This is a genomic window from Bradyrhizobium sp. ma5 (genome assembly GCF_042258955.1).
GTDB lineage: Bacteria > Pseudomonadota > Alphaproteobacteria > Rhizobiales > Xanthobacteraceae > Bradyrhizobium.
In genome coordinates, this window is sequence record NZ_CP170156.1 from 4741811 (window position 1) to 4768430 (window position 26620).

At 65.7% G+C, this 26620-nt stretch carries 18 protein-coding genes; 6 read left to right on the forward strand and 12 right to left on the reverse strand.

Annotated features, from left to right (window positions below; all coding sequences use genetic code 11):
* Window positions 1–9 precede the first annotated feature (9 nt).
* From ACE103_RS21940 to ACE103_RS21950, 3 genes are read right to left on the reverse strand one after another with little or no spacing between them, the layout of a single operon-like run.
* Window positions 10–1530 (reverse strand): amino acid ABC transporter permease, encoded by a 1521-nt coding sequence (locus tag ACE103_RS21940; protein WP_375774858.1) that lies wholly within the window; start codon window positions 1528–1530, stop codon window positions 10–12.
* The gene (locus ACE103_RS21945) at window positions 1527–2732 is read right to left on the reverse strand and encodes an amino acid ABC transporter permease (protein WP_375774859.1); all 1206 of its coding nucleotides are present in this window, start codon (window positions 2730–2732) and stop codon (window positions 1527–1529) included. The genes ACE103_RS21940 and ACE103_RS21945 overlap by 4 nt, the downstream gene beginning before the upstream one ends.
* A gap of 24 nt (window positions 2733–2756) precedes the next feature.
* Window positions 2757–3773: an amino acid ABC transporter substrate-binding protein gene (locus tag ACE103_RS21950; protein ID WP_173642910.1), complete on the reverse strand. Its 1017-nt coding sequence runs from the start codon at window positions 3771–3773 to the stop codon at window positions 2757–2759.
* A 329-nt stretch (window positions 3774–4102) separates the two neighbouring features.
* Between ACE103_RS21950 and metC the strand changes: the two genes are divergently transcribed.
* The 5 genes from metC to ACE103_RS21975 all read left to right on the forward strand — a co-directional run bounded on the left by metC (window position 4103) and on the right by ACE103_RS21975 (window position 9914).
* Window positions 4103–5299: a cystathionine beta-lyase gene (metC, locus tag ACE103_RS21955; RefSeq protein WP_375774860.1), complete on the forward strand. Its 1197-nt coding sequence runs from the start codon at window positions 4103–4105 to the stop codon at window positions 5297–5299.
* A gap of 298 nt (window positions 5300–5597) precedes the next feature.
* Window positions 5598–6401 (forward strand): Flp pilus assembly protein CpaB, encoded by an 804-nt coding sequence (cpaB, locus tag ACE103_RS21960; RefSeq protein WP_223966403.1) that lies wholly within the window; start codon window positions 5598–5600, stop codon window positions 6399–6401.
* A 13-nt stretch (window positions 6402–6414) separates the two neighbouring features.
* Window positions 6415–7881, forward strand: a complete 1467-nt coding sequence (locus ACE103_RS21965; protein ID WP_375774861.1) for a type II and III secretion system protein family protein — start codon at window positions 6415–6417, stop codon at window positions 7879–7881.
* A 27-nt stretch (window positions 7882–7908) separates the two neighbouring features.
* Window positions 7909–8649 (forward strand): CpaD family pilus assembly protein, encoded by a 741-nt coding sequence (locus tag ACE103_RS21970; protein ID WP_375774862.1) that lies wholly within the window; start codon window positions 7909–7911, stop codon window positions 8647–8649.
* Window positions 8646–9914: a CpaE family protein gene (locus ACE103_RS21975; protein ID WP_375774863.1), complete on the forward strand. Its 1269-nt coding sequence runs from the start codon at window positions 8646–8648 to the stop codon at window positions 9912–9914. The genes ACE103_RS21970 and ACE103_RS21975 overlap by 4 nt, the downstream gene beginning before the upstream one ends.
* 130 nt (window positions 9915–10044) lie before the next feature.
* Here the strand turns inward: ACE103_RS21975 and ACE103_RS21980 are convergent, their stop codons facing one another.
* Together ACE103_RS21980 and ACE103_RS21985 are read right to left on the reverse strand one after the other, a co-directional pair.
* Window positions 10045–10836 (reverse strand): tetratricopeptide repeat protein, encoded by a 792-nt coding sequence (locus ACE103_RS21980; RefSeq protein ID WP_375774864.1) that lies wholly within the window; start codon window positions 10834–10836, stop codon window positions 10045–10047.
* Between the two features lie 172 nt (window positions 10837–11008).
* Window positions 11009–11254 (reverse strand): PilZ domain-containing protein, encoded by a 246-nt coding sequence (locus ACE103_RS21985; protein WP_021079298.1) that lies wholly within the window; start codon window positions 11252–11254, stop codon window positions 11009–11011.
* A 317-nt stretch (window positions 11255–11571) separates the two neighbouring features.
* On the opposite strand from ACE103_RS21985, the gene ACE103_RS21990 reads away from it, so the two are divergent.
* Window positions 11572–13254 (forward strand): Na/Pi cotransporter family protein, encoded by a 1683-nt coding sequence (locus ACE103_RS21990; protein WP_375774865.1) that lies wholly within the window; start codon window positions 11572–11574, stop codon window positions 13252–13254.
* A gap of 18 nt (window positions 13255–13272) precedes the next feature.
* Here ACE103_RS21990 and ACE103_RS21995 read toward each other — a convergent pair whose 3' ends face one another.
* The 7 genes from ACE103_RS21995 to ACE103_RS22025 form a co-directional block, all read right to left on the reverse strand.
* Window positions 13273–15078, reverse strand: coding sequence for a M23 family metallopeptidase (locus ACE103_RS21995; RefSeq protein ID WP_375774866.1), 1806 nt, complete (start codon window positions 15076–15078; stop codon window positions 13273–13275).
* Window positions 15079–15258: 180 nt separating this feature from the next.
* Window positions 15259–15597: a lipid-A-disaccharide synthase N-terminal domain-containing protein gene (locus ACE103_RS22000; RefSeq protein ID WP_223966396.1), complete on the reverse strand. Its 339-nt coding sequence runs from the start codon at window positions 15595–15597 to the stop codon at window positions 15259–15261.
* The gene (locus ACE103_RS22005; RefSeq protein ID WP_375774867.1) at window positions 15597–16373 is read right to left on the reverse strand and encodes a glycosyltransferase family 2 protein; all 777 of its coding nucleotides are present in this window, start codon (window positions 16371–16373) and stop codon (window positions 15597–15599) included. Before ACE103_RS22005 ends, ACE103_RS22000 begins: the two co-directional genes overlap by 1 nt.
* A gap of 67 nt (window positions 16374–16440) precedes the next feature.
* Window positions 16441–17286 carry a phosphatase PAP2 family protein gene (locus ACE103_RS22010; protein ID WP_375774868.1) on the reverse strand — a complete coding sequence of 282 codons (846 nt, stop codon included), beginning with the start codon at window positions 17284–17286 and terminating at the stop codon, window positions 16441–16443.
* Between the two features lies 1 nt (window position 17287).
* A complete protein-coding gene (locus ACE103_RS22015; RefSeq protein ID WP_223966392.1) occupies window positions 17288–19033 on the reverse strand; it encodes a glycosyltransferase family 39 protein in 1746 nt (581 codons plus the stop codon).
* Window positions 19034–19115: 82 nt separating this feature from the next.
* The gene (gene pbpC, locus ACE103_RS22020; RefSeq protein WP_375774869.1) at window positions 19116–21227 is read right to left on the reverse strand and encodes a penicillin-binding protein 1C; all 2112 of its coding nucleotides are present in this window, start codon (window positions 21225–21227) and stop codon (window positions 19116–19118) included.
* The gene (locus tag ACE103_RS22025) at window positions 21224–26431 is read right to left on the reverse strand and encodes an alpha-2-macroglobulin (protein WP_375774870.1); all 5208 of its coding nucleotides are present in this window, start codon (window positions 26429–26431) and stop codon (window positions 21224–21226) included. The genes pbpC and ACE103_RS22025 overlap by 4 nt, the downstream gene beginning before the upstream one ends.
* Window positions 26432–26620: the final 189 nt, after the last annotated feature.

The window sequence follows — 26620 nt, forward strand, 5'->3', positions numbered from 1 at the left end:
TGACCTTGTTCAGTGGCGGCGGTGAGCGTTGAGCCTGTTTTCGACGAACAGCGAGTAGCGCGACATTCCGAAGCAGAACACAAAATAGATCATTCCTGCAAAGGCGAAGCCGGTAAAGGCCGTCGTCGGCGTCGACCAGTTCGGGTCGGAGAACGATGCCCGCAGCGAACCCAACAGATCGAACAGCGCCACGATCGACACCAGCGAGGTATCCTTGAACAGCGAGATGAAGCTGTTGACGATGCCGGGAATGACGTAGCGCAGCGCCTGCGGCAACACGATCAGCGACGTCGTCTTCCACCAGGACAGGCCGAGCGCCGAGGCGGCCTCTGCCTGCCCGCGAGCCACCGCAGCCAGCCCACCCCGGATCACCTCGGCCATATAGGCGCCGGTAAAGATCGCCACGCCGATCAGGGCGCGCAACAGGCCGTCGACGGCGAAATTGCCCGGCACGAACAGCGGCAGCATGTAGGTCGCGAAGAACAGCACCGTGATCAGCGGCACGCCGCGCCAGAATTCGATGAAGGCGATCGAGAAGATCCGGATCAGCGGAATGCTCGACCGGCGGCCGAGCGCAAGCGCAATTCCGATCGGCATCGAAGCAACGATGCCGGTGATCGCAATCACCAGCGTCACAAGGAGGCCACCCCACAGCCGCGTGTCGACGATCGGAAAGCCGCCGCGATCGAGCCCCATCAGCTTGATGCCTGCGGCGATCCCGGCAAACGTCAGCAGGCTGCCGATGAGCGCCCGGTGCCCGGTCCGCATGCCGCCTCCGAGCAAAAACAGCACGGCGGAGACGATCACGGCAGTGACCAGGAAATCGCCCCAGACCGGCAGCGACGAGAGCTGCAACTGGTCGCGCAGCCAGGTCAGCGGATAGATCAGCCAATGGATCAGAAGGCCGACCAGGACGAGCACCTTGCCCAGTACCCATGGCAGCGGGGCAATCGCCGAACTCTTGCTGAGATTGACCAAGAGATCGCCGGCGCCGCCAATGCTCTGCTCGAACAGCTGCAACAGGCCGGCGGTCCAACTCACGCCGAAGCCGGCGATGCCGCCGCCATGCAGCAGGAAGAACGCCACCACCGGAAACGCGAAGAAGAACAGACCGGAGTTGATGCCCTTGGCCGGGAGGCGCGGCATCAGCAGCGGCAGCAACAGCGCGGCGCCGAGCCCATAGGTCAGATTGACCCGCCAGCGCTGGGCTTCCGGGTAGAAGCCATAGACCAGCTGCGTCAGCTTGGCCTGGATATACGGCCAGCAGGCGCCGACCTCGTGCCCCGCCTTTTCGGCGAGGCAAGCGGTGCGCTCCTTGCCGGTCCAGACCGCGTCGACCAGCAGGAACTTGAGCGTCGGGACGACGATGTACCAGGCGAGCAGCAGCCCGAGAATCGTGAGCAGGATGTTGCCCGGCGAATTCAGCAGCCGCGTTCGCAGGAAGCCGATGAAGCCGGTGGTCTGGGCCGGCGCCGCGCGTTCGGCGACCAGATCCTGCCGGACAAAGGACGAGGCGGACAGATCGGTCATGCCGCCATGCTCCGGTTGATGCGCCAGCCATAGACGCTCATCAGGGCGCTCGTCGTCAGCGAGAGCAGCAGGTAGACACCCATCGTCATGGCGATGATCTCGATCGCCTGCCCGGTCTGGCTCACCGCGGTGCCGGCGAACACCGAGACCAGATCCGGATAGCCGATCGCCACCGCCAGCGACGAATTCTTGGTGAGATTGAGGTACTGGCTGGTCAGCGGCGGCACGATGACCCGCATCGCCTGCGGCACCACGATCAGCCGCAGCGTCGCGGCGCGGCTGAGGCCGAGCGAGGAGCCCGCCTCCATCTGCCCCTTGTGGACCGACATGACGCCGGCCCGGACGATCTCGGCGATGAAGGCCGCCGTGTAGGTCGAGAGCGCGACCGTCAGCGCAACGAATTCGGGGATGACCCGCGCGCCGCCGGCGAAGTTGAAGCCTTTCAGCTGCGGCAACTCGAACTTCAACGGCCAGCCGAAGATCAGCATCGAGACCAGCGGCAGACCGACCAGGCAACCCAGCAGATAGGGCCAGATCCGGATCACCTGCCCGCGCTGGAACAGGGCACGCCGCGCGTGGTGCCGCAAGCCCAGCGCCACGACGATGCCGACCGCGAGCGCGGCCAGGAACGGATAGAGGCCGGGTTCACTGACCGGCTGCGGCACGATCAGGCCGCGATTATTGAGGAAGAACGCACCGAAGATCGAGATGCTCTGCCGCGGCGCCGGCAGCGCCGCGAGCACTGCGAGATACCAGAACAGGATCTGGAACAAGACCGGCAAATTCCGGACAATCTCGACATAGATGCCGCCGATCCGCGACAGCAGCCAGTTCGGCGACAACCGGCACAGCGCCACGACGAAGCCGATCACGGTGGCGAAGACAATGCCGATCACCGAGACCAGGATCGTGTTCAACAAGCCGACGAAGAACACCCGCCAGTAGGTATCGGAATTGTTGTAGGCGATCAGGCTTTGATTGACGTCAAAGCCCGCATTGTAATTGAGGAAGCCGAAGCCCGACGCAATGTGTTGGGTCTCCAGGTTCGTCCGCGCATTCGCCACGATCTCGTAGGCGATCCAGGCCAGGACCGCGGCGAAGCCAATCTGGGCGGCAAACCCGTTCCAGCCGGTCTTGCCGCCAAGCGCACGCTTCAGCCTGAGGGCAAATTGCAGCGGTGGTTTGCGGGGCGCGATGCTCATCGCGGCAGCCGTTGGCCGGACCGATCAGCGGATCGGCGGCGCGTACTGGATCCCGCCCTTGTTCCAGAGATTGTTGACGCCACGGGCGATGCCGAGCGGCGAGCCGGCGCCGACATTGCGCTCGAAGGTCTCGCCGTAATTGCCGACCGCCTTGACGATGCGCACCACCCAGTCCTTGGTCAGGCCGAGCTGTTCACCCAGATTGCCGTCGGTGCCGAGCACCCGCTTCATCTCCGGCTTGTCCGATTTGAGCATCGTGTCGACATTCTTCTGGGTGATGCCGAGCTCCTCGGCATTGATCATCGCAAACAGCGTCCACTTCACGATGTCGAACCACTGGTCGTCGCCGTGGCGCACCATCGGCCCCAGCGGCTCCTTGGAAATGATTTCCGGCAGCACGATGTGATCAGCGGGGTTCGCGAGCTTCAGACGGCTGGCATAGAGCCCGGAGGCGTCGTCGGTGAAAACGTCGCAGCGACCGGATTCATAGGCTTTGACCGCTTCGTCGATGCTGCCGAATGCGATCACCTCGTACTTCATGTTGTTGCCCTTGAAGAAGTCGGCGAGGTTCTGCTCCGTCGTGGTGCCGGTCTGCACGCAGACCGACGCGCTGTTCAATTCGAGCGCCGAATTGACCTTGAGCGACTTCTTCACCATGAAGCCCTGCCCGTCATAATAGGTCACGCCGGTGAAATTGGCGCCGAGCGAGGTATCGCGCGACACCGTCCAGGTGGTGTTGCGCGACAGCACGTCGATCTCGCCGGATTGCAGCGCGGTGAAGCGATCCTTGGCCGACAGCGGCACGAACTTGACCTTGGTCGGGTCGTCGAGCACCACGGCAGCAATGGCCCGGCAAACGTCGACGTCGATCCCGGTCCAGTTCCCCTTGTCGTCCGGTGATGAAAAGCCAGGCAGACCCTGGCTGACGCCGCAGGACAGCTGACCGCGGTCCTTGACCGTCTTGAGGGTTTGCGCCGAGGCGGACTGGACCGACAAGGCAGCGGCAGCGGCAAGGAGGACAGCCAGGGATACGCGTTTCATGGGTAGGCCTTTCAGGGTCGTCCGTTGGACGTTTTGCTTTGTGATCGCCTCGCGTTCACGGGCCATCCCAATGATCCCCTGCAGCAAAAGATGCTGATCTGACAGTCAGTTTGACATGCAAACCGGCCAGGCAACGGATCGTAGGTCGCGGCAGGCCCCTCAACGTGCGGCGACTGGTAGTTGCGGCGCATCACATAGCGACTGACGAGCCGGGTCAAGGGGTTGACGCACGTCTTCTACCTCTTGTTAGTAACACCTCCCGGCGTGGCCCTGTCTTCCCGACGCGGTACCGCTGCGGCAAAAAGTCTAAAATCCAACGGCAGCAAACCATGACCTCCTCCGACGGCTCCACGCCCTTCCGCCCGCAAGACGCCGCGACCCGTCTGGTCACGGCCGGCCGCGACACCAAGGCCCAGAAGGGCTTCGTCAATCCGCCGGTCTTCCATGGCTCGACCGTGCTTTATCCGACCGCCGAGGACCTCCACGCCCATCGTGCCGAATTTACCTATGGCCGCCACGGCAGTCCGACCACGCGGGCGCTGCAGGACGTGCTGATGGCGCTGGAAGGCCCGCAATGCGCCGGCGTCGGCATCGCCCCGTCGGGACTGGCCGCGATCAGCACCACGCTGCTCGCCGTGCTGAAGGCCGGCGACCATCTGCTGGTGTGCGACAACGCCTATCGGCCGACCCGCAATTTCTGCGACAACATGCTGAAGCGCTACGGCATCGAGACCAGCTATTTCGATCCGCTGATCGGCGCCGGCATCGAGATGCTGTTCAAGCCGAATACCCGCGCGGTGCTGATTGAAGCCCCCGGCTCGCAATCCTTCGAGATGCCCGACGTCCGCGCGATTTCGGCCGTGGCGCACGGCCGCGGCGCGCTCGTGATCGACGACAACACCTGGGCGACGGCGCTCTATCACCGCTCGCTCGAACAGGGCGTCGACATCAGCATGCAGGCCGGCACAAAGTATATCGGCGGCCACTCCGACATCATGTTCGGCACCATCGCGGCCAATGCAAAGGCCTGGCCGCTGATTCAGGAGGCGATCCGCCTGCTCGGCGTCTGCGCCGGTCCGGACGACGTCTATCTCGCGCTGCGCGGTGTCCGCACGCTGTCGGTGCGGCTGGCGCAGCACCACCGCTCCGGGCTCGAGATCGCGCGCTGGCTTGGCGCGCGGCCCGAGGTCGATCGTGTACTGCACCCGGCCCTGGAAACCGATCCGGGGCACGCCATCTGGAAGCGCGACTTCACCGGTGCCTCCGGGCTGTTCAGCATCGTGCTGAAGCCAGTGCCGCAGAGCGCGGTCGATGCGATGCTCAACGCGCTCACGCTGTTCGGCATGGGCTTTTCCTGGGGCGGCTTCGAAAGCCTCGCCATCCCGTTCGACTGCAGCGACTACCGCAGCGCGACCAAATGGTCGCCGGGCGGGCCGACGCTGCGGCTGCATATCGGGCTCGAAAATCTCGACGACCTCAAGGCCGATCTTGATCGCGGCTTTGCCGCGTTAAAGGCCGCGCTCTGATCCTTCGGCGCCGGCTTGCGCGTTAGGCGACATTAACCACGACCGACTGGCCGTGACGCCGCGTTGCGACCTCCACGTCGCACACGTTGCACGCGTTGCACGCGCGCGATCTCAGGGATTCTGCGGAGATGCGACGGCGCCCGATAACTCGCCGTTCACCATCCCCACCAATCCCTTAATTGTCCGGACGTTCCATCAAGTTCCCTTATACTTTTGCGGCCGTAGTGATGCTCCCGGGAAGGGTTGTCAGTGCCGCAAGGACGTGACTGCCCTGCGTTAAGGGCATTCAGACAATCGCATGAAGACGGCACGCATCGTGGTCCTCGGCATCGCCGGCGTCGCAGGCCTCGCGGCCATGTATCTCGCGAGCGTTGGCGATCGCAAACCGGCGCCGGTCGCGCCGCCAGTAGTTCAGCTGCCGACCGTCGAGGTGCTGGTGGCGAAGTCCGACATCGGGCTCGGTCAGTCGGTCAAGCCTGAAGACGTGCAATGGCAGCGCTGGCCGGCCGAGACCGCGAGCAGCGCGTTCATCCGCCACGACACCAATGCCGACGCCATGAACGACGTCATCGGCTCGATCGCACGCGCTCCCTTCATCATCGGCGAGCCGATCCGCGAGCAGAAACTGGTCAAGGCCAATGGCAGCGGCTTCATGGCCGCGATCCTGCCCACCGGCATGCGCGCGATCTCCACGGAAATCTCGCCGGAAACCGGCGCCGGCGGCTTCATCCTGCCCAACGACCGCGTCGACGTGATCCTGTCGCGACGCGACAAGAATCCCGATCGGCAACAGGGCAGCGGCGACATCATCACCACCGAGATCCTGCTGTCCAACGTCCGCGTGCTGGCGATCGACCAGGCGCCCAAAGAGAAGGACGGCAACAACTCCCTCATCGGCAAGACCGTGACCCTCGAGCTCAAGCCCGAACAGGCCGAGACGCTCGCGCGGGCCCGGCAGAGCGGCACGCTGGCGCTGGCGCTGCGCAGCATCGCCGACGTCAACGAGAAGACCGACGAGACCACAGACCATGCCCCGAAGCGGGGCGAGAGCATCCGGGTGGTGCGTTTCGGCATCCCGAGCTCTCAGACGACACAGAAGTGATGGGGGCTTCGATATGACGATTGGTGCAAAACAACTGGCGACGCGGGCCACACTGGTCCGCTCGCTGTCATTCTCGGCGGTCACCGCCCTGATGCTGATCCCTGCCCTCGCGAGCGCGACCGATCCCGACAAGAACGCGGACGTCGCGGTGACCAGCAGCATTGCCGCCAAGACGCGCTTCGTCTCGCTCGGCGTCGGCAAGTCTGTGGTGGTCGACCTCCCGCGCGAGGCCAAGGACGTCCTGGTCGCCGATCCCAAGATCGCCAACGCCGTGATCCGCTCGGCGCAGCGCGCCTATATCATCGGCGCGGCGGTCGGCCAGACCAATGTGGTTTTCTTCGACGCCGACGGCAACCAGGTCGCCTCCTACGACATCGCGATCAAGCGCGACCTCAACGGCATGCGTGCCGCGCTGAAGCAGATGCTGCCGGGCGTCCAGATCGAGGGTGTCGGTGAGAGCGTGGTGCTGACCGGTACCGTGGCAAGCCCGGTCGAGGCGCAGCAGGCCGGCGACATCGCAGCCAAGCTGGTCGGCGGCGCCGACAAGGTCGTCAACTCCATCGTGGTGCGCGGCCGCGACCAGGTGATGCTGAAGGTCACCGTCGCCGAAGTGCGCCGCGACGTCGTCAAGCAGCTCGGCGTCGATCTCAGTGCCAACATGAACTACGGTACCGCCGCGGTCGTCTTCAACAACGCCAATGCCTTCACCGCCAACAACGGACCGCTCGCCAACAACGTGCTGACCGGCGCGGCCCTGAACAAGCTCGGCGTGCCGACCGTCACGGCGACGCTGCGCGCGATGGAGAGCGCGGGCGTGGTGAAGACGCTGGCCGAGCCCAACCTCACGGCGATCTCCGGCGAGTCCGCGACCTTCGTGTCAGGCGGCGAGTTTCCCATTCCGACCGGCGTCACCTGTCAGACCTCGGCGACCGGCACGATCGGGAATTGCGTCCAGACCGTCAGCTTCAAGAAGTTCGGCATCTCGCTCAATTTCACCCCGGTGGTGCTGTCCGAGGGGCGCATCAGCCTGAAGGTGATGACCGAGGTCTCCGAGGTCTCGATGGACAACGCGTTGACCGGCGGCCAGGGCGGCACGACCATTCCCTCGATCAAGACCCGTCGCGCCGACACCACGCTGGAAGTGCCCTCCGGCGGCTCGATCGCGATGGCCGGATTGATCCAGGAGCAGACCAAGCAGGCCATCAACGGAATGCCCGGCGTCGATCAGATCCCGGTGCTCGGACAGCTGTTCAGGAGCCAGGACTTCGTCAACAACGAGACCGAGCTCATGGTCATCGTGACGCCCTATGTGGTGCGCGCGGTTGCGCAGAAGGAATTGTCGCGTCCCGATGACGGCTTCGCGCCGGCCTCCGACGCGCAGTCGGCGCTGCTGGCGCGCGTCAATCGCATCTACGGCGTTGCCGCCCGTGCCGAGCCGATCGGCGCCACGCCGGTCAATTTCGGCTTCATCATCGACTGAGGCGCTGAAGGATTGGGGGATGCCATGATGACACGCAACACACGAGCCGGTCTTGCGAGGACGCTGTCGCTGTCCGGCGCCCTCGTCGCCACCGCGATCGCGCTTGGCGGCTGCAATCTGACCGGCGACAATATCGCCACCGGCACGGTGCCCGACGACTACCGGGAGCGGCATCCGATCGCCGTCACCGAGGGTGAGCAGTCGATCGTCGTGTTCGTGGGCCGCGCCCGCGGCAACCTTACCGAGACGCAGCGCGACGACGTCATGGGACTGGCTCGCGCCTGGCGCCGCGAAGGCACCGGCGCGATCGCGATCGACGTCCCGGCCGACACCTCGAATGCGCGCTCGGCGCAGGCGGTGTACCAGGAGATCCGCGGCGCGCTGGCGTCGATGGGCGTGCCCGCCCACGCGATCACGCGGCGTTCCTATCGCGTCGACGATCCGCGCGCACTGCCGACCATTCGCATCAGCTATCCGAAGATGGCCGCGGTCGCCGGCCCCTGCGGCGTGTGGCCGAGCGACCTTGGTCCCTCGATCTACAATCCGAGCTACAACGAGAACAAGCAGTGGGACAATTTCGGCTGCGCCACCCAGCGCAACCTAGCCGCGATGGTCGCCAATCCGTCCGACCTGGTACAGCCACGGACCGAAACCGCAGCCTACACGCCGCGCCGGTCGGTCGCGTTCCAGAAATACGGCAAGGGTGAGTCGACCGCGACCACCTACCCAGAAGCCGATAGAGCCAAGCTGAGCGACGCCGGGAAATGACCGAACAACAAGACGAGCCACAGCACCCCAACGACCACATCGCGCCGGCGCCACGGATTTCCGTGCAAGCGTTCTGCGCCAGCGTCGCGACTGCCACGACGGCGCGCGCTGCCGCCGAGGACCGCCGGCTCGCCAAGGCCCACCTCTCCGTCCATATGGGCGGCATCGCTGCCGCCATCGACGCCTATCACAAGGCGCCGACGCCCAATGTCATCATGCTGGAGACCGAGCCGGACATCGATTTGCTCGCCGGTCTCGACGAGCTCGCCACGGTCTGCGATCCCGGCACCCGCGTCGTCGTGCTCGGCACGCCCGGCGAGACTGCACCGTATCGCGAACTGGTCCGGCGCGGCGTCAACGACTACGTCATCGGGCCGGTCAAGGTGCTCGACATCGTGCGCTCGATCTGCGGCCTGTTCTCGTCCACGGAAGCGGTCTCTGTAGGCCGCCTGATCGCGGTCGCGGGCGCCAAGGGCGGTGTCGGCGCCTCGACCGTTGCCCACAATGTCGCCTGGACCATCGCGCGCGACCTCGGGCTGGATTCGGTCGTGGTCGATCTCGACCTCGCCTTCGGCACCGCCGGCCTCGACTACAACCAGGATCCGACCCAGGGCATCGCAAATGCGGTGTTCTCACCCGAGCGCCCGGACAGTGCCTTCATGGAGCGCCTGCTGGCAAAATGCGGCGATCACCTGAGCCTGCTGGCGGCACCGGCCACGCTCGACCAGGTCTACGATTTCGGCGCCGAAGCATTCGATGCCATCTTCGATACGATGCGCATGACCACGTCCTGCATCGTGCTCGACGTTCCGCATCAATGGACCGCCTGGACCAAACGTGTGCTGGTCGGCGCCGACGATATCCTGATCGTCGCCGAGCCCGACCTCGCCAACATGCGCAACACCAAGAACATGATGAACCTGTTGCGCACCGCGCGTCCGAACGACCGCCCGCCGCTCTACTGCCTGAACCAGGTCGGCATGTCGAAGCGTCCCGAGATCGAGGTCAAGGACTTCGCCAAGACGATCGAGAGCCAGCCGATCGCGACCATCCCGTTCGATTGCAGGTTGTTCGGCGAAGCCGCCAACAACGGTCAGATGATCGCGGAAGTCTCGGCGCGTCACCGCACCACAAGGACCTTCCTGCAGATCGCGCAACGCCTGACCGGCCGCCCCGATCTCGCCGAGACGCGCGAGTCGTTCCTGTCGCCGCTTCTGCGGAAGCTGCAGTCGCGTCGCAACGATGGACGCCGCGCCGCGGGCTAGAGCATTTTCGGTTCTGATTGAATCAGAACGGAAGCTCTAGATTTTCGTTTTGACGCGCTTTCTTCACGCGAACCGGTGTCCACTTCGCTCGAAAACGCTCTAGCTTTCCAGACTTTCGCGTGAGAACGCTCTAGTCGCGGCGGCTCGCCGCGACCGGGATCTTGTCCGTATCGGTGCGGCTCGCATCCTTGCGCGCCAATAGCCGCTTCAAGGCGGCGACATTGGCGGAGCCCTGCTCCGGCGGCACATCGGCCTTCATGATGGCTTCAGCGTCGGCCTGACGGCCCTGCAGGCCGACCACGACAGCGAGATTGGTGCGCACCCGCATGTCGTCGGGCGCGCGATCCCGCGCGCGGCGAAGCGTTTCCTCGGCCTTCGGCAGGTCTTTCGACAGCAGATAGGACAGGCCGAGATTGGAGAGCACCGACGGATCGTCGGGCACGATCTTCAGGGCACTTGCGTAATACTGGCGGGCCTCGTCGTGGCGCTCGAGCTGGTCGAGCACGGCGCCCTGCGCCGACAGGATGCGCCAGTCCGGGTCTTCCGGGGTGTGGGCGCGCCCGAGCACGTCGAATGCCTGCTGGAAATTGCCGTTGTCGGCGAGCGCCCGTCCGTAGCCGGCGAGCAGCGCCTTGTTGCTGGGCTGCGCCAGCACCGCCTGCTCCATGACCGCGACCGCCTGCGCCCGCTGGCCGGTGGCGCGCAGCGCCCGGGCGTATTTCAGCGCGGCGTCGGTATCCTTCGGATTGGCGCGAACGCGTTCGTGGTAGGTCGCGATGTCTCGCCGCGGGTCGGCTGGGGCCGGCGTGGACTCCGCCGTATCGCCCAATGACCCGGTGATGTCGGACGGACCCGAGGTCTGACAGGCGGACAACCCGATCAGCAGGATCGCAGCCGATACCGAGCCGGCGAGACGGTGCATACGGCCTGAAGGTCGGGGTAATTTGTCAGACATCAACGAGACTCGGAACAGCGAAGGTTCCGGGATGCTCACAGCTTAACCCTAAGTTCCGGTTAAGGATGCCATCATCTCGCCGTCATCCGGCCCAGAAGCGGTGCCGGACGCGGCGCAAACCGCCAACTTGGCGGCTGGATCAGTCGACGAACTGGGCGCCGAATTCGTGCCCGATCCGCCAGGCCAGCCGGCACTGACGCGGACTGCCGCTCGACAGGATGATGGTGAATTCCGGCGGAATCTCCAGATATTCGGCGATCACCTTGACGCCGCCGGCCGAGATATCGGTGATCATGCAGTCGCGTGGCAACGACCCTGTGCCCAATTGAATTTTGGCGACGCTCCGGCACTCACGGCGTTCGCTCTTGCGGCGATTGACAAACATTCTGATCCCCAAGCCCTCTTCTGGATAGCTTCTCGGCTGGACAGCTACTCGTTCCCACCGTCATAACGGGGAAAGATTGGAAACTGCCTAGCGGAACCAATCGCAATTGAGCGGTGATGTTCGAGATTCGTTTACCGGGCCTCACCGTTGGACCATGAGGCCGGCTCCGGTGACCTCAGTGCCTCAATTGGCGGCCTCCTTCCCAACGGGGCCCTTTCCAACAGCCGGTTCCAACGTGAACAAAAAGGGGTTGATCCCAGGTCATTTGGCGATAGCGTGACCCCTTCGACTCGAATTTGCCGGGATATCCAGGAAGTATGGGAAGTCTAGTTCTGCTTGATCTGATGGGGGGCGTCGCGCTCCTGCTGTGGGGCCTGCACATGGTCCACAGCGGGATTCTGCGGGCCTTCGGGCCCGATTTGCGGCTGTTGCTGGCCCGCGCGCTGAACAACCGCTTCACGGCGCTTGGCGCCGGCCTCGGCCTGACGGCCCTGCTCCAGAGCTCGACCGCGACCGCCCTGATCACCAGTTCCTTTGCCGCCGAGGAGATCGTCAGCCTGGTGCCGGCGCTTGCGATCATGCTCGGCGCCAATATCGGCACCACGCTGATCGTGCAGGTGCTGTCGTTCAACGTCGCAGCCGTGGCGCCGGTGCTGTTCATTGTCGGCCTCGTCGCATTCCGCAGCGGGCCGCGCTCCCGCATCAAGGATCTCGGCCGCGTCTCGATCGGCCTCGGTCTGATGCTGCTCGCGCTGCATATCCTGCTCGACACGATGGCGCCGGCCGAGAATGCCCCGGGCGTGCGCGTGTTCCTGAACGCGATCACCGGCGATCCCGTGCTCTGCATCCTGATCGGCGCAATCGTGACTTGGCTGGTTCATTCCAGCGTCGCCAGCGTGCTGCTGATCATGTCGCTGGCCTATTCGCAGTTCATCTCGCCCTATGCCGCGTTCGCGCTCGTGCTCGGCGCCAACCTCGGCAGCGCCATCAATCCGTTAATGGAGGGCGCGCGGCGCGACAATCCGGCGAGCTACCGGCTGCCGGTCGGCAACCTCGTCAACCGCATCGTCGGCGTGCTGCTGGTGGCGCCGTTCCTGCGCCCGATCACGGAGACCATCTACGCCTGGCAGCCGGATCTCGCCAAGGCGACCGCGCTGTTCCACATTGCCTTCAACGTTGCGACAGCGGTGCTGTTCATCGGCGTGCTCGACCACATGGCGCGGCTGCTCGAGCGCCTGTTACCCAAACGGGCGCAGGAAACCGATCCGTCACGGCCGCGCTATCTCGACGAGAGCGCGCTGGAGACGCCTTCGCTCGCGCTGGCCGATGCCGCGCGCGAGGTGCTGCATATGGGCGACCACACCGAGGCGATGTTGCGCAAGGTGATGACGGCGATGCTGACTAACGATCGCGCGCTGGTCGACCAGGTGTCGAAGATGGACAACACCGTCGACCGCCTGAACGAGGCGATCAAGCTTTACGTGACGAAACTTACCCGCGGCAGCCTGGATGAGCGCGAGGGTCACCGCGCCATGGAGATCGTCGCATTCGCGATCAATCTCGAGCATATCGGCGACATCATCGACAAGAATCTGAGCGAGCTCGCGACCAAGAAGATCAAGCATCGCCTGCAATTCTCGGCCGAAGGCGCCGAGGAATTGTCGGCGTTCCACAAGCGCACGATCGACTCGCTGCGGCTCGCGTTCGGCGTGTTCATGTCGGGCGATGCCGCCGAGGCGCGCAAGCTGCTCACCGAGAAGGCGGCGCTGCGCGCGGCCGAGCTCGCCGCCGTCGAGCGCCATCTGGAGCGCCTGCGCGAAGGCCGGCCCGAGACCATCGAGACAACCTCGCTGCATCTCGACGTGCTGCGTGATCTTCGCCGCGTCCATTCGCACATCTGCTCGGTCGCCTATCCCGTGCTCGACGCCGCCGGCGAGACCGCCGCCGATCGCGAGAACGCGGTCGAGGCGACCGAACTGCCGGCACCCGGGCGTCCCTGATTAAACCTGCCTTCCAAGCTACGTCGGCGGCCGGTGTTCTGAGCCAGACTGGCGCTGTGGAAACGCCGAGGCCGCGGCGAGTTGGTCGATGCTGTCCCGCTGGCGATCGAAAGCCCCAAGCAGATCGCCTTGCAGCACCCGGCCGCCTGACAGTTTCATCCGCAGCGGATCGACGTTGCGGCCGTTGATCCGCACCTCATAATAAAGATGCGGTCCGGTCGAGAGCCCTGTCGATCCGACATAGGCAATCGTCTCGCCCTGACGAACGCGGTCTCCGATCTTCAGCCCGGGCGGAAAGCTCGCGACATGAGCATAGGTCGTCTCATAGCCGCGATCGTGCAGCACGCGGATAAATTTCCCGTAGCCGTGCTCGTATCCTTCGGTCTCGACGACGCCGGCGCCCGCGGCCGCAATCGGTGAACCATAGGGCGCCGCAAAGTCGACGCCCTCATGGAAGCGGCGGTCGCCGAGGATCGGATGGATGCGCCAGCCAAAGCCGTCGCCGAGGCGCCCGCTGACGACCGGCTTGCGCAACAGGAACTTGGTGATGGACTGGCCATCCTCATCGTAGAAATCGGAGCTGCCGTCGTCCGGAGCCGTGAAGCGATAGTAGCGGCGCGCCTGCCCGCCGGCCGTCAAGTCGATGAAGACCAGCTCGGGTTGGCCAATGTCGTTGGGCGCATAGATGATGTTGGCGACGTCGGCGTCGCCGAGAGGCTCGTCGAGGTCGAAATCGCGGCCGCAAAGCCGCATGAGTTCGGCAACGATCCCCTCGTCGACGTGATTGGAGCGAGCAAGCGCGTTAAGCCCGTCACGTAGCGTCTCACCGGGGACGGAGTGGATGTCGGTCGACTGACGCAACAACTTCCCGTTCGACGCGGCGACATCCGGCTGTTCCGGCACGATCGCCTGGTATCGGCCGCTGTCGGTGCGACCGACAGCGGACACTGCCGAGTCTGGCCGTTCGATCGAGACTTTGGCGACATGGCCGCGTGGCGAGCCGGTGTCTCCGTCCTGTTCGATGATCGTGATCTTCTCGCCACCAGACAGCGTCTCGTGACCGCCAGTCGACGGGAAAGCGGCAAGGATCGCCGGAGCGTCCTCCGCAGCCGCGGTCAACGCCCGCAGAATGGCGAACAGTGTGTCACCGGCTCTTGCGATCAGGACATGTCGATGGTGACGCGCAGAGGAAGTCGACTTCGGAAGGCTGGTGACGTTGACAGCCTCACCGATCGGAGAAGACGGCTGCGGCGCAACTTCACTGTCGGCATAGGCGCTGGTTTGGCCCGGCAGCTCGCGGCGTGATGGACCAGTCCGGATGATGGCGGGTAACTCCGACAGCAATTGCGCGTTCGCTCGCTGCTCGTCCTTACCGTCTGCCGGTGCTTCCCGGCGATGGTCCTGTTGTGGTTCGGGATCGATCACCGCGAGCCGCGCTGACACGCGGGTAAATCGACGGACCGAGCCCGCATCACTCAGCTGCTCGATCTTGAGCGCAGACGGATGGCCTTGCGGGCCCGGCTTCCGATCCAGACGATCGCCGCGCCGCGCCTCGTCGACCACCTGCCCCGTGAAACGCGGAAGTGAAACGACCGGCGATGCCGCGAATCGCGTGCGATCACCGAATGCTCCACGCAGCGCGCCACCAAGGAGCACGACGGCTGCTGCCCCAATCAGAACCGTCCCCGCCATCCAGCGTATACTGATGGCGCGCCGGTCCGGCAGGCCGCGCTCGCCGGTCAGCGGCGGCTCTTCAGGAAACCCGAGATCACGGTCGCTCGATGGATAACCACGCGCTTTGGTGGGTTCGCCATGGCCGGTCATCAACGCCCCTCATCCCCTGGCGCGGGATGCAGCCACGCCCACGACGAAGCGTAGATGCCATACGCCTTGGGGCGATTGTTTGACCGTCGTTCAGCTTTGATCACAATTGAGGTCGACTGGAATCCGTCGAGACGGCCGAGGAGACCAGCATACCGCTCGTCGTACTGACGACCACGAGGATCAGTTGTCGAGCGTCTTCGACGCCTTGCCGCGGTTCTTCACGATCAGCATGATGTTACGAATGTAGATCAGCGTCGCGAGGCCCTGCCCGATGATGATGACAGGCTCGCGCTTGGCGAGCCCGTAGATCAGCGTCATCAGACCGCCGCCCATCGAAAAGAACCAGAACGCCATCGGCACCACGCTCTGGCCGGCACGCTCACTGGATATCCACTGCACGAGAAAGCGCGCCGTGAAGAACAATTGCGCGATCAGGCCGAACGCCAGCCAGAAGTCGAACTTGGCGATGAACACGTCGTAGAAATAGGCGCTGAGCGCCTGTCCGAACTGAATCAGCATCACTTCACCTCGGTCACGACAGGCACTTCAGTGCCTGTCACTTCAGTGACGACCGGCGTCGGCTTCTTGCGGCGGATCAGCCACCACACGCCACCGAGATCCATGATCCCGATCCAGAGCCGGTCGAAGAATCCATAATTCGACACGCCGGAATGGCGCGGGCGGTCGACGACATCGACATAGGCGATCGCGAGCCCCTCGCGGCGGACCAGCGCCGGAAGGAATCGATGCAGCCCGTCGAAATAAGGCATCGCCAGAAACACCTCGCGCGGAAACGCCTTCAGGCCGCACCCGGTGTCGCGGGTGCCGTCGCGCAGGATGATGCCGCGCACGGCGTTGGCGATCCGCGATTGCAGCTTCTTGAAGCCGGTGTCCTTGCGTCCGACGCGCTGGCCCGCGGCGAGGCCGACGCGGCCATTGCCGCTCTCGATCGCCGCGATCAGCTTGGGCAGGAAGGCCGGATCGTTCTGGCCGTCGCCGTCAAGCGTTGCCACGATCGCCCCGCGCGCGGCGCGCACGCCGCTGCGCACCGCGGCGGACTGGCCCGACGAGACGGTGTGGCGGAGTTGCCGGAGATTGGGCCGCCGCGCCATGATCGCGTTCAGCCGTTCGCCGGTTGTGTCGGTCGAGCCGTCATTGACGTAGACGATCTCGTAAGCCCAGCGCCCGTCGAGCGCGGTCGCGATCTCGGCGATCAGCGGCGCGATATTGTCGGCCTCGTTGCGCACAGGCACGACGATGGAAACGGCGACCGGCGTCTGGTCGGAAGCAGGCAAATCGGCACTCGTGGTTGGTGTTGGCAGGGGCTGGAACCCGCCCGATCCGGCCATCGGGCGACCGCTTTTATGGGGCGAAGGCGTTCCCCGCAACCCTTTTGAGGCGCCCTTTCGACGGTCCTGATAGCGCCAGCACGGTGCCATCGCGATCAATGGCGAAACCAAGGCGGCGGGCCGCGAACCAGTAGCGCACGGCCATTGCGCCGATCACGCCGACCAGTGCGCCGGCCACCACGTCGCTCGGATGATGGGCCAGCAGCACGAGCCGCGTTGCGATGATGATCAGCGCATAGACCAGCATCGCGACCCGTGCACGTGGCCATACTGCCGACACGGCGAAGGCCAGCGCGAATGCCGTGATCGAATGTCCCGACGGAAAGCTCGAATAGGCCTCGGTGCCGGTGAAGTGCTGGAAGTTGAAAGCATTGGCCTTGCCGCCGACGAACGGCCGCCCACGGCCGACGATCCACTTGAGCACTTCCCCCATCGCCACCGACAGCATGACCGACAGGAACAGGTATTGCAGCCTCGTACCTAAGCCGAGCAGAGTCGCGCGCGGCACACCGCGCAGCGCGGGCGACGCCAACGCGACCGCAACCAGCAGCAGGCCGAGCGCGCTCAGCACATACTCGTCCTTGCCGAAATCGGTGAGTATCTTCACCCACCAGAGACCAGGCGTGCCGCGCGGCGGCATCAGGCTGATCTCGGCGACATCGACCGCATACATCAGCGTGATGATCACGGCGCCAACGACGACGACGAGCAGGAGTGCGTGGCGCGCGGAGCGTCGCGCCGCCTCGGCCCGGCGCGAATGCGATGGGGCACGCACGAGCTGGGCGAAGGATAGCCAGACCAGCGTCAGCAATCGTCCGAAATAATTGGCGGATTCCGCGGTGGCTGGCGGCGCCGGCATGTCACTCCGTCCCTTCGGAACGGAAGATCGCGATTGAAACGGCCTTGCCCTGCGAGATGTTGTAGCCGTCGATCCGCACCGGCGCGTTGTAGCGCAGGCCAATCGCCTCGGCGCGTTGCACGAAGGCGCGCTCGGAGCGCTGTTCGACCAGAGCGAAGCGGCAGGAGCCCTGCCCCAGGAAATCCGCGGCGCCCGATCCGTCGGTGAGCAGCGTCGACGTATCGGTCATGAACACGAGGCTCGGCTCATGGAAGCCGGCGGCCGCCGCCTTCGGGCCGACGCAGGTCACGTTGCGCAACGCGCGCGCGACCTCCTGGCTCGGAAACACGGTGGTGAGCCGCGGCAGCACCACGCCATAGGTTGCCCCCGCCATCAGCGCCGCGGCGATCACCGCATTGAGCAGCGAGCGCTCCGCGCGGCTGTCCTCGAACATCCACCACGCGATCAGGCCGAACACCATCGCCACGGCGAACAACGGCCAGGCCGGAAACACCGGCTGATGGATTGCCTTGATGGCGCCGACGATCACGAGCACCGCGCCGAACGCGGGGATGGCGAACCACCAGGCGGCACCACGCAACAGCCAGGGGGAACGCGACAGCACACGCCGCTCCAGCGCGCCGACGGTCAGGATCGCGATCGCCGGATAGAGCGGCAGCACGTAATGCGGCAGCTTGGTCAGCACCGCCTCGAACACGATCCAGGACGGGATCAGCCAGGCCAGCAGGAACTGCGCGCCCGGCTCGCGCCGCGCGCGCCAGACCGCCGGCGCCGCCAGGCCCGCGAGCGGCGCGCCGGGCCAGAACGTGATCCAGAACAGCAGCAGATAGAGCCCGGGCGGCGCGCCGTGCGACTCCTGTGCGCCGAGCTTGCTCAGCATGTCGCCGCCGACCGAGTCGGCAAAGAAGGTTTCGCCGGCGCGCAGGAAGATCAGCACGAACCATGGCAGCACCAGCACCAGGGTCCACATCAGGCCCCAGACCGGGCGCATGCGCCAGAACCAGGCCGCCGAGCGATCGAGGATCGCAAGTCCGGCCATGGCAAGGCCGACGAACATCAGGATCAGAGGGCCCTTGATCAGGATGCCGACCGCCAGCGCCGTCCAAAAGATCGCAGGCGGGGCCCATGATGGATGCGCCGGATCCTCGCCGCGTTGCCAGGACAGATACACCCGCGCCATCGCGCCCATCGCCGCGGTGACTGTCAGAAGCAGCATGGCGTCGGTCTTGGCGAGCCGCGCTTCGACGCCAAGCAGCACACAGCTCGCCATCATCAAGGCAGCCAGCACCGCCCCCTGTCGAGTCACGAAGGCGAGCGCCGTCCAATAGGTCAGCAAAACGGCGCCGATGGCGCCGATCAGGGACGGCAGGCGGTAGACCCAGATGCGGACCTGGGCGCGCGGCACCCCGAGCGAGGAGATCGTCTTCAGCGCCGCCGCCTGCATCCAGTAGATGCCGACCGGTTTCTTGTAGCGGACGTCGTCCTGGAAGCGGATGTCGACGAAGTCGCCGCTCTCGACCATCTGCTTGGTCGCCTGGGCAAAGCGAACCTCATCGCGGTCGATCGGCGGGATGGTGAAGAAGCCCGGCAGGAACAGCACCAAGCAGGTCAGCGTCAGAAACAGGATCGAACGCCATTGGCTGGCCGTCGCGAACTCAAACGCCATGAACAGCCTGCGGCTCGAATGCGCAGGTTTTACAGACTGTTGCCCTGCTCCGAAGCGCCGGGGTTGGAGGCTATCCACCATGGGTTTCGCATACGATGAAACCGCAGCGCAAACAACCGTGCTGTTCCGCTTTCCAACCCTGCCGCTCCGCTTTCCCGCGCGATCATTGCACGCGGATCACAACGGTATCCGCTGCCCCCGTGGCGTCGATCACGGTGAGCCGCGCGAAGCCCGGCCCGGGCGGGTCGATCAGGCGCTGGCGCCGGCTGTCGATGTCCCCGGCTGAGACACCGTTCACGAGTACGGTCAGCGGCAGCACCCCGCCGGCGACCTTGACCGGCATGGCCGCATGACCGCCCTCGGATTGCTCGACGTCGATCCGTGAGCCGTTCAGCGGAAACTGGATGTGTGGCGCCTGGTCGTTGCCGCTGCGGACCAGTTCGCCGAGCGGCCGGAACCGGCGCAGCGGCGGCGGCAGTTTTGCGTTGGAGGCGACCAGCACGCCGCGCGGCGGCTTCGGCAACACCGCCGGCATCTTGCCGGTGCGCGCAAAGGCGTCGAACAGGATGGGCGCCGCCGCCGTGCGCCCAACCAGCCCCGGCACTGGCGCGCCATCCGGGCGGCCGACCCAGACGCCGATGGTGATGCGGCCGTCGAAGCCGACCGACCAAGCATCGCGATAGCCATAGCTGGTGCCGGTCTTGAACGCGATCCGGTTATGCACGCCGTTCTCCGGCGGCGGCGTGCCGAGCAGGACGTTGCCGACCTGCCAGGCCGCCGCCTGGTCCATCAGCCGCATCGTGTCGCGGCTGTCATTCGCCTGCATGATCTCGCGCAGCGGCTTGGTCGCACCGAGCCGCGCCAAACCGGAATAGAGCTGGGCGAGATCCTGCAGCGTGATGCCGACGCCGCCGAGGCCCATCGCAAGGCCCGGTGCCTCGTCCTTCGGCAGCACGAGGTTGGTGCCGGCCTGCTTCAGCCGCGACGACAGCCGGCTCGCGCCGACCCGGTCGAGCAGCGCGATCGCCGGCACGTTCAGCGACAATTGCAGCGCCCTGCGGATCGGCACGGTGCCCTGGAACGTCATGTCGAAATTTTCCGGCGCGTAAGTGCCGAACCGGATCGGCCGATCCTCGATCAAACTGTCGGGATGAACAAAGCCGTCCTCGAAGGCGAGGCCGTAGATGAACGGCTTCAGCGTCGAGCCCGGCGAGCGCACCGCGCGCGTCATGTCGACCTGCCCGGCGCGCCGCTCGTCGAAATAATCCGCCGAACCGACGCGTGCGAGCACGTCACCCGTCTCATTGTCGACCACGACGATCGCAACCGAGACATCGGGCCCCTGCGCGATGGCGCGGTCGCGCGCCAGCACCTCCAGGTTCCGTTGTAGCGCGGCGTCCAGTGTCAGCTTGATGACCGGCGCATCCTTCATCGTCGCGATCGCCTGATCGGATGAATGCGGCGCCAGGATCGGAATCTGCTTGCGCAGCTTCGGCACTGGCGTGGCCCGGGCCTGCGCGGAGTCGTCCTTCGACACCACGCCGTCCTCGACCATCCGTTCGAGCACGCGGTCGCGCGCGGCATGGGCCGCTTCCGGATAACGATCGAGCCGCCGCCGCTCCGGCGATTGCGGCAGCGCCACCAGCAGCGCGGCTTCGGCGAGCGAGAGCCGCTTCGGCTCCTTGCCGAAATAGGCGATCGAGGCGGCGCGCACGCCCTCGAGATTGCCGCCGAACGGCGCCAGCGCAAGGTAGAGGTCGAGGATCTGGTCCTTCGAAAGCTGCCGCTCCAGTTCAACCGCGCGCACCATCTGCCGCAGTTTTGCGTAGACCGAGCGCTGGTGCCGCGGCTCGATCAGCCGCGCGAGCTGCATCGTGATCGTCGAACCGCCGGAGACGATATGGCCGCGAGTGAGCAGCTGGAAACCGGCGCGCGACAGCGCCAGCGGATCGATGCCATGATGCGCGTAGAAGCGCTTGTCCTCATAGGCGAACAGCAGCTTCAGATAGCCGGGATCCACTGCTGTCTTCGCATCCACCGGCAGCCGCCAGCGTCCATCCGCCATCGCATAGGCGCGCAACAGTTTTCCGTTGCGGTCGATGACCGTGGTCGAGACCTGCTGCGCCTGCGCAAGTGGCAGCGGACCGAGCGACACGACCCAGGCGGCGAAGGCGCCGGCTGTAACCAGCGTCGCGACGGCACAGATCGCCAGGATTGGCCTGAGCCCTTGCCAGCGCGATCCGCGTACCGGTGCTGTCGTCAACGTTCCACTCATTTCGCCGGCTTCACCTCGACCGCACCGGTGCCGCTGCGGCCGTAGCGCGAGGGGTTGTACATGTCCTCGACATAGGCCTGCGGCAGCACGTATTTGCCCGGCGACACCGCGCGCACGACATAGGCGACGGTGAACACCGACTTGTCGTTGGCGCCCCGGTCGATCGCCGCAGTGAAGCGGTCATCGCGGAACTCGGTGTTCTTGGGCTCGACACCATCCTCGATCCACTCGAGCGTGCCGGAATCGCCCGACGACACCAGGTTCGGGTTGTCGATCTCGAGCCCTGCCGGCAGATAGTCGGCCACCATGATGTGACCGAATTCGGGTTTGGCTTCCGTCACCTTCAAGACAACCGCGAAGCGGTCATTCTGTTTCGCCTTGCTGACGTCGGCCGGCTTGCCGTCGAGCGTGAAGTAGCTGCGCTCGATCTTGAAGCCGTTGGAGGCCGCGGGTTCCGGTGCCACCGGCGAGCCCGACACCGAGATCACCGCCTGCACCGGCGCATCGCCGGTATTGGTGATCTTGAGCGGCTGGCCCGTCATCTCCTCGGCCTTGTAGCTGCGATAGACCGCGGTCTTGACCGGCTGGCCGTTGATGTCGAGCGCCATTGTCTCCCTGGCGAGCGCGCGTGCCGCCAGCACCATCCACGCATTCTCCTGCGTCGAGGTGTAGGGCGACAGCCCCCGCGCCGCTTCGACCCGCAGCACGGCTTGCGTCAGCGTCGTGCGCGGCGCATTGCCCTCGCCTGCGAGCGAAACCAGCGCCGCCGCATCGCGCAGCGCCGAGCCGTAATCGACCCGGCCGAACTCGATCACCGGTTTGGGGTTCAGCGCGTCGAGCGCGGCACCATAGACCCGCTCCGCCCTCGCCTTGTCGCCGACCAGCGCCAGCGCCGCGGCAAGCTGCGCCTTCGAGATCGGCGTCGCCAGATTGTTCAGCTTGGTGTCGGCAAGGTAACGCAGGTCGCCGATCGGCGCCGCACCGTTGCGCGCGAGCACGTAGAGGCCGTAGGCCAGATCGCGGCCGCCGTCCTTCTCCGGCTCGTTGGCATTGACCACCGAGTTCCTGACGCGGTCGAGTGCGTTCTTGAACAGCACGTCCGGCACCGCAAAGCCCTTTTCGCGGGCCCGGGTCAGGAAGTCGGTGACGTAGGCGTCGAGCCAGGCGTCGTCGCCGCCCGCCGACCACAGGCCGAACGAACCGTTCGATCCCTGCCGTGCAAGGAGCCGCTCGATCGCGTCGCGGATGCGCTGGTCGACCGCGGTGTCCATCGCAAGATGAGCGCCGGCGGCGAGATCGTTGACATAGAGCAGCGGCAGCGCGCGGCTCGTGATCTGCTCGGAGCAGCCATAGGGGTAGCGGTCGAGCGCCTTCAGGATGCTCGCGGCATCGAGCGCGGTCGACAGGCTCGCCGAGACCGAGACGCTGCCGGTGCCCGGCACCAGATCGGAGAACATGTCCGAGGTCAGCGTCAGGCTCTCGCCCTTCGCCAGCGTGCGGATCGAGCGGCGCGCCAGCACCTGGGTCGCCGGCTTGACGTCGAGCGCATAATGCCGCGCCAGCGTCATCCCGTTCGGCCCTGATATGTCGACGTCGAAATCGGCACGACCCGCGCCGCCGGCTTCGAGGCCGAGCGACAGCGAGGTGCGCTGCTTGGCGGCGAGCTTCACCGTCGTGGTCGGATTGCCCGAAGCCTTGATCGGGCCGCTCGCCTTGACGCTGACGGCATAATCGCCGGCGGCGCCTTCGACATTGTCGATATCCATGCTGATGGTGCCCTTGTCACCGGTCAGCAGGAAGCGCGGCAAGGTCGCCGTCACCACCACGGGATCGCGCACGATGACATCAACATTGGCGCGGCCGAGCTTGGTGGCGCTCCACGCCACCGCCATCACCCGCGCGGTGCCGGCGAATTCGGGGATGTCGAAGCTCACCTCGGCGGTGCCGTCGGGGCCGACCGTGACGATGCCGGAATAGAGCGCCAGCGGCTTCTGCGTGGGCGGCGAGCCCTGCAGCTCGGCACCGGCGGCGTCACCGCCGCTGCGGATCTGGCCGGTTGTGCCCTGCATGCCGTCGATCAGCTGGCCATAGAGGTCACGGATCTCGGCGGTCAGGCGGCGCTGGCCGAGATAATAGTCATCCGGCGCGGGCGGCTTGTAGTTGGTCAAATTGAGGATGCCGACATCGACCGCGGCCAGCACCACCTTGGCATCTTCGCCAGGATTGAGCCCGCCGAGCTTGACCGGGATCTTCAGCGCCGTGCCCGGCCGCACCAATGCGGGCGGCGAAAGCTCGACGGCCAGTGTGCGTGTCTTCTTGTCGATGCCGAACCATTTCAGCCCGATCGCGCGACCGGGCATGCGTCCAGCGGTGGCATCGAGCGGACGGCGCAGCGTCGTCATGACATAAGCACCGGTACCCCAGTCCTTGCCGACCGGAAGCTTGACCTGCTGGGTGCCCTCCTTGACGTCGACGCTTTGGGTCGTCAGCAGGCGGTCGCCCAGCACGTAGACCGTGAGCTTGCCGGCCGTGCGGGCGTTGACCGACACCGTCATGGTGTCGCCGGATTGGTATTCCGGCTTGTCAATCGAGGTTTCGAGCAGGTCTGGCGTGTCGGCACTGCCGTCGGAATACCAGCCGACATCGAACTGCACCGAGGTCACCGGACCGTCGGCATCGGTCGATTTCACATCGAGCCGGTAGCGGCCGGGCTGCGGCTGGAAGGTCAGGCGCATCGGCTTGTCGACGGCGAGATTGACGTCGCCGTCGGAAACGCGGCGAGTCGATTTGACCGGCTCATACTGCCAGGACGAATTCTGCCGGTACCATTGGTAACGCGACTCCAGCTTCAACAGCTCGTAGCGCAGCCCGTTGCGCGGCAGCTGCTTGCCGTCGGGCGCGACGAACACGACGTCGAACTCGGCCTTGTCGCCCTCGGCCACACTCTTGTCGCCGAACAGCGGCTTGACGCCGATCAGCGAGGCCGCAGGCGCCACGGGCAGCACGATCTTGCGCTCGACCGAACGGCCTCCGGTCTCCGCCATACGGATGAAGATCTGGGCCTCCTGCGGCCGCGTCGAGGCCGGGACCTTGTCGAGCTTGACTGGGAAGCTCGCCGCGCCGTTGGCATCGGCCTCCGGCAGGTCCTCGATCGGGGTCCGCTCGTTGCTCGCGGTCTGCTCGTCGTCGACGCCGAATTGGTAGCCGGCGTAGCCGGGCCGGCCGGCCGCCGCGGGCGCAACCAGCATGTCACCTTCGAGCTGCAGGCCCGAGGCCGGCGCGCCATAGAGGAAGTGGCCGGAAACCTGAAGTTCCACTGGAACTTCAACTTTGATCACCTTCTCTTTGCTGGTTAGGTCGAATTCGATCCGCTCGGGGATATAGTCCTCGACCATGAAGGTGGTCTCGCCGACCGACGAGCCCTTGGGATCGGTAAAGACGCGCGCCCGCCAGGTGCCCGTAGGCACCGCAGAGTTGAGCGCCACCGCCAGCATGCGGCCGCCGGCGCCCTGGTCGGGCAGCACGGTGCGGCGGAATTCGACGCCGTCGGGCCGCTCGATCACCATGGTCAGCGGCGTCCCGGTCAGGGCGTTGCCCTGTCCATCGCGCAGCAGCGCGGTCAAATAGACGGTCTCGTTGGAACGGTAGACGCCGCGCTCGGCGTAGACGAAGGCGTCCGCGCCGGCCGGGATTGCCCGGCCCGCGACGCCGCGGTCCGTCAGGTCGAAGGCGTTCGTCTTCAGGCTCAGGAAGGCGTAGTCGGCCTTCTCGCCCGTTACCGTCAGCAGTGCCGGCGACAATCCGCCCTCGCCGCGCGCCAGCCCCTGCTCGAACAGCACATGACCCGCTGCATCGGTCTTGCGCGTGGCCAGGATCTCGTTGTTGCGGGCGACCAGCTTTACCTCGGCATTAGCAACCGCTTCGGTGGAGGCCAGCGAGTTGACGAAGACGTGGATACCGTCGTTGCCGGAGAACGCCGACAGGCCCATGTCGGAGACGATGAACCATTGCGTCGCCAGCGTGCCGTCGTCGTCGCTGCCCGGCCCCTTGGCCGCGGCGGTCATGACGTAGACACCCGGCTGCAGGTCGCCGAGCGCCTGGTCGACCGGAAATGCGGTGACGACGTCCTGGTTCAGCGTGGTGGCGGTGGCGAGCTCGCCGGACCACACCTTCACGCCGCGCTGGTCGCCGAGATCGGAGAGCTGATAGCGGCTCAGCGTGCTCTGGAAGTCGCTGTCGATCACGGTGTTGATCAAGTTGCGGTCGCCGATCCGGAACACGTTGACCGTGACCGCCGGCGTGTTGACACTGACCACCGGGATACCGCGCTGGCCGGTCCGCGGCAGCACATAGGCGCGCCCGGTGAACCGCACGAACGGCTTGCGGTCGCGGACATAGATGTTGAACTCGGCCGATTTCGGCAGGGTCTCCTTGACGGTCGACGGCAGGCCGGCGCGCAGATTGATGTTGTAGCGTTCGCCGTGCTTCAGCCCGTCGACGCAGAGCTGCTGGCCTTCCGCCGACAGAGCCGGCTTGTCGGTGCCGGCCAATGCGAGATACGGCGCGAAGTCGACGCGCTTGGCGAGTTCCTCGGAGAACTGGAAGCAGGCCCGCGGCGAGGCCGCGTCGGAATCGACGGTATAATCGAGCAGCCGGAAGCCGTGCTCGTCGCGCATCTTCTCATATTGGCCCCGCACATCGGCGACCTCGCGCAGATCCAGCGACAGCCGCAGCGCATCGAGCGCCGGACGCCACAGCTTGCGCTCCGCGAGCGCCTTGCCGAGCACGGCTAACGAATCGGCCTCCTCGCCCGCATTGCCGGCGCGCTGATAGGCGATGTAGGCGGCGGTGGAGGCGCGCTCCATCAGGAAGGTCTGTTCGCTGGAGCTGGCCGATCGGATCTGGAAGACGGTTTTGGCAAGCCGCAGCCAGTTGGCGCCGTCCTCGGGCGCGGTTGCCGCGATCTGGCCGAGGATCGTGAGACCGCCGCGGAAATCATTGCGCTTGAAGGCAGCGTCCGCATCGGTGCGCAAGGTCGCGGCCGACTTGTTGACCGCGCCTGCCTCGCTCTTGATCTGGGCCTCCAGCTTGATCGCGGAATCGGCGAGATCGTCGCGCTTAAAGGCCTTGTCCGCAGCCTGGGCGCTCACCAGGCCGAGCGCCAGCGTGGCGCAAAGTGCGGCCGCACGAACCAATCCGATCATGATGGAGCTCCTGGACGCCCCGCGGTCGACCGCCGCGTTGGGGTTAAAAAATGCGCGAAAAGGTGACGGAGTGAAGGCGCTGACATGAATGGACGAAAACGTCGCAGATTGCATTGCCGACATTCCTTCGACCGGCCCCGGCGGCAGCATGATGCCGACTCGGCGGGCTGGTCAGGCCACTGCAGGACG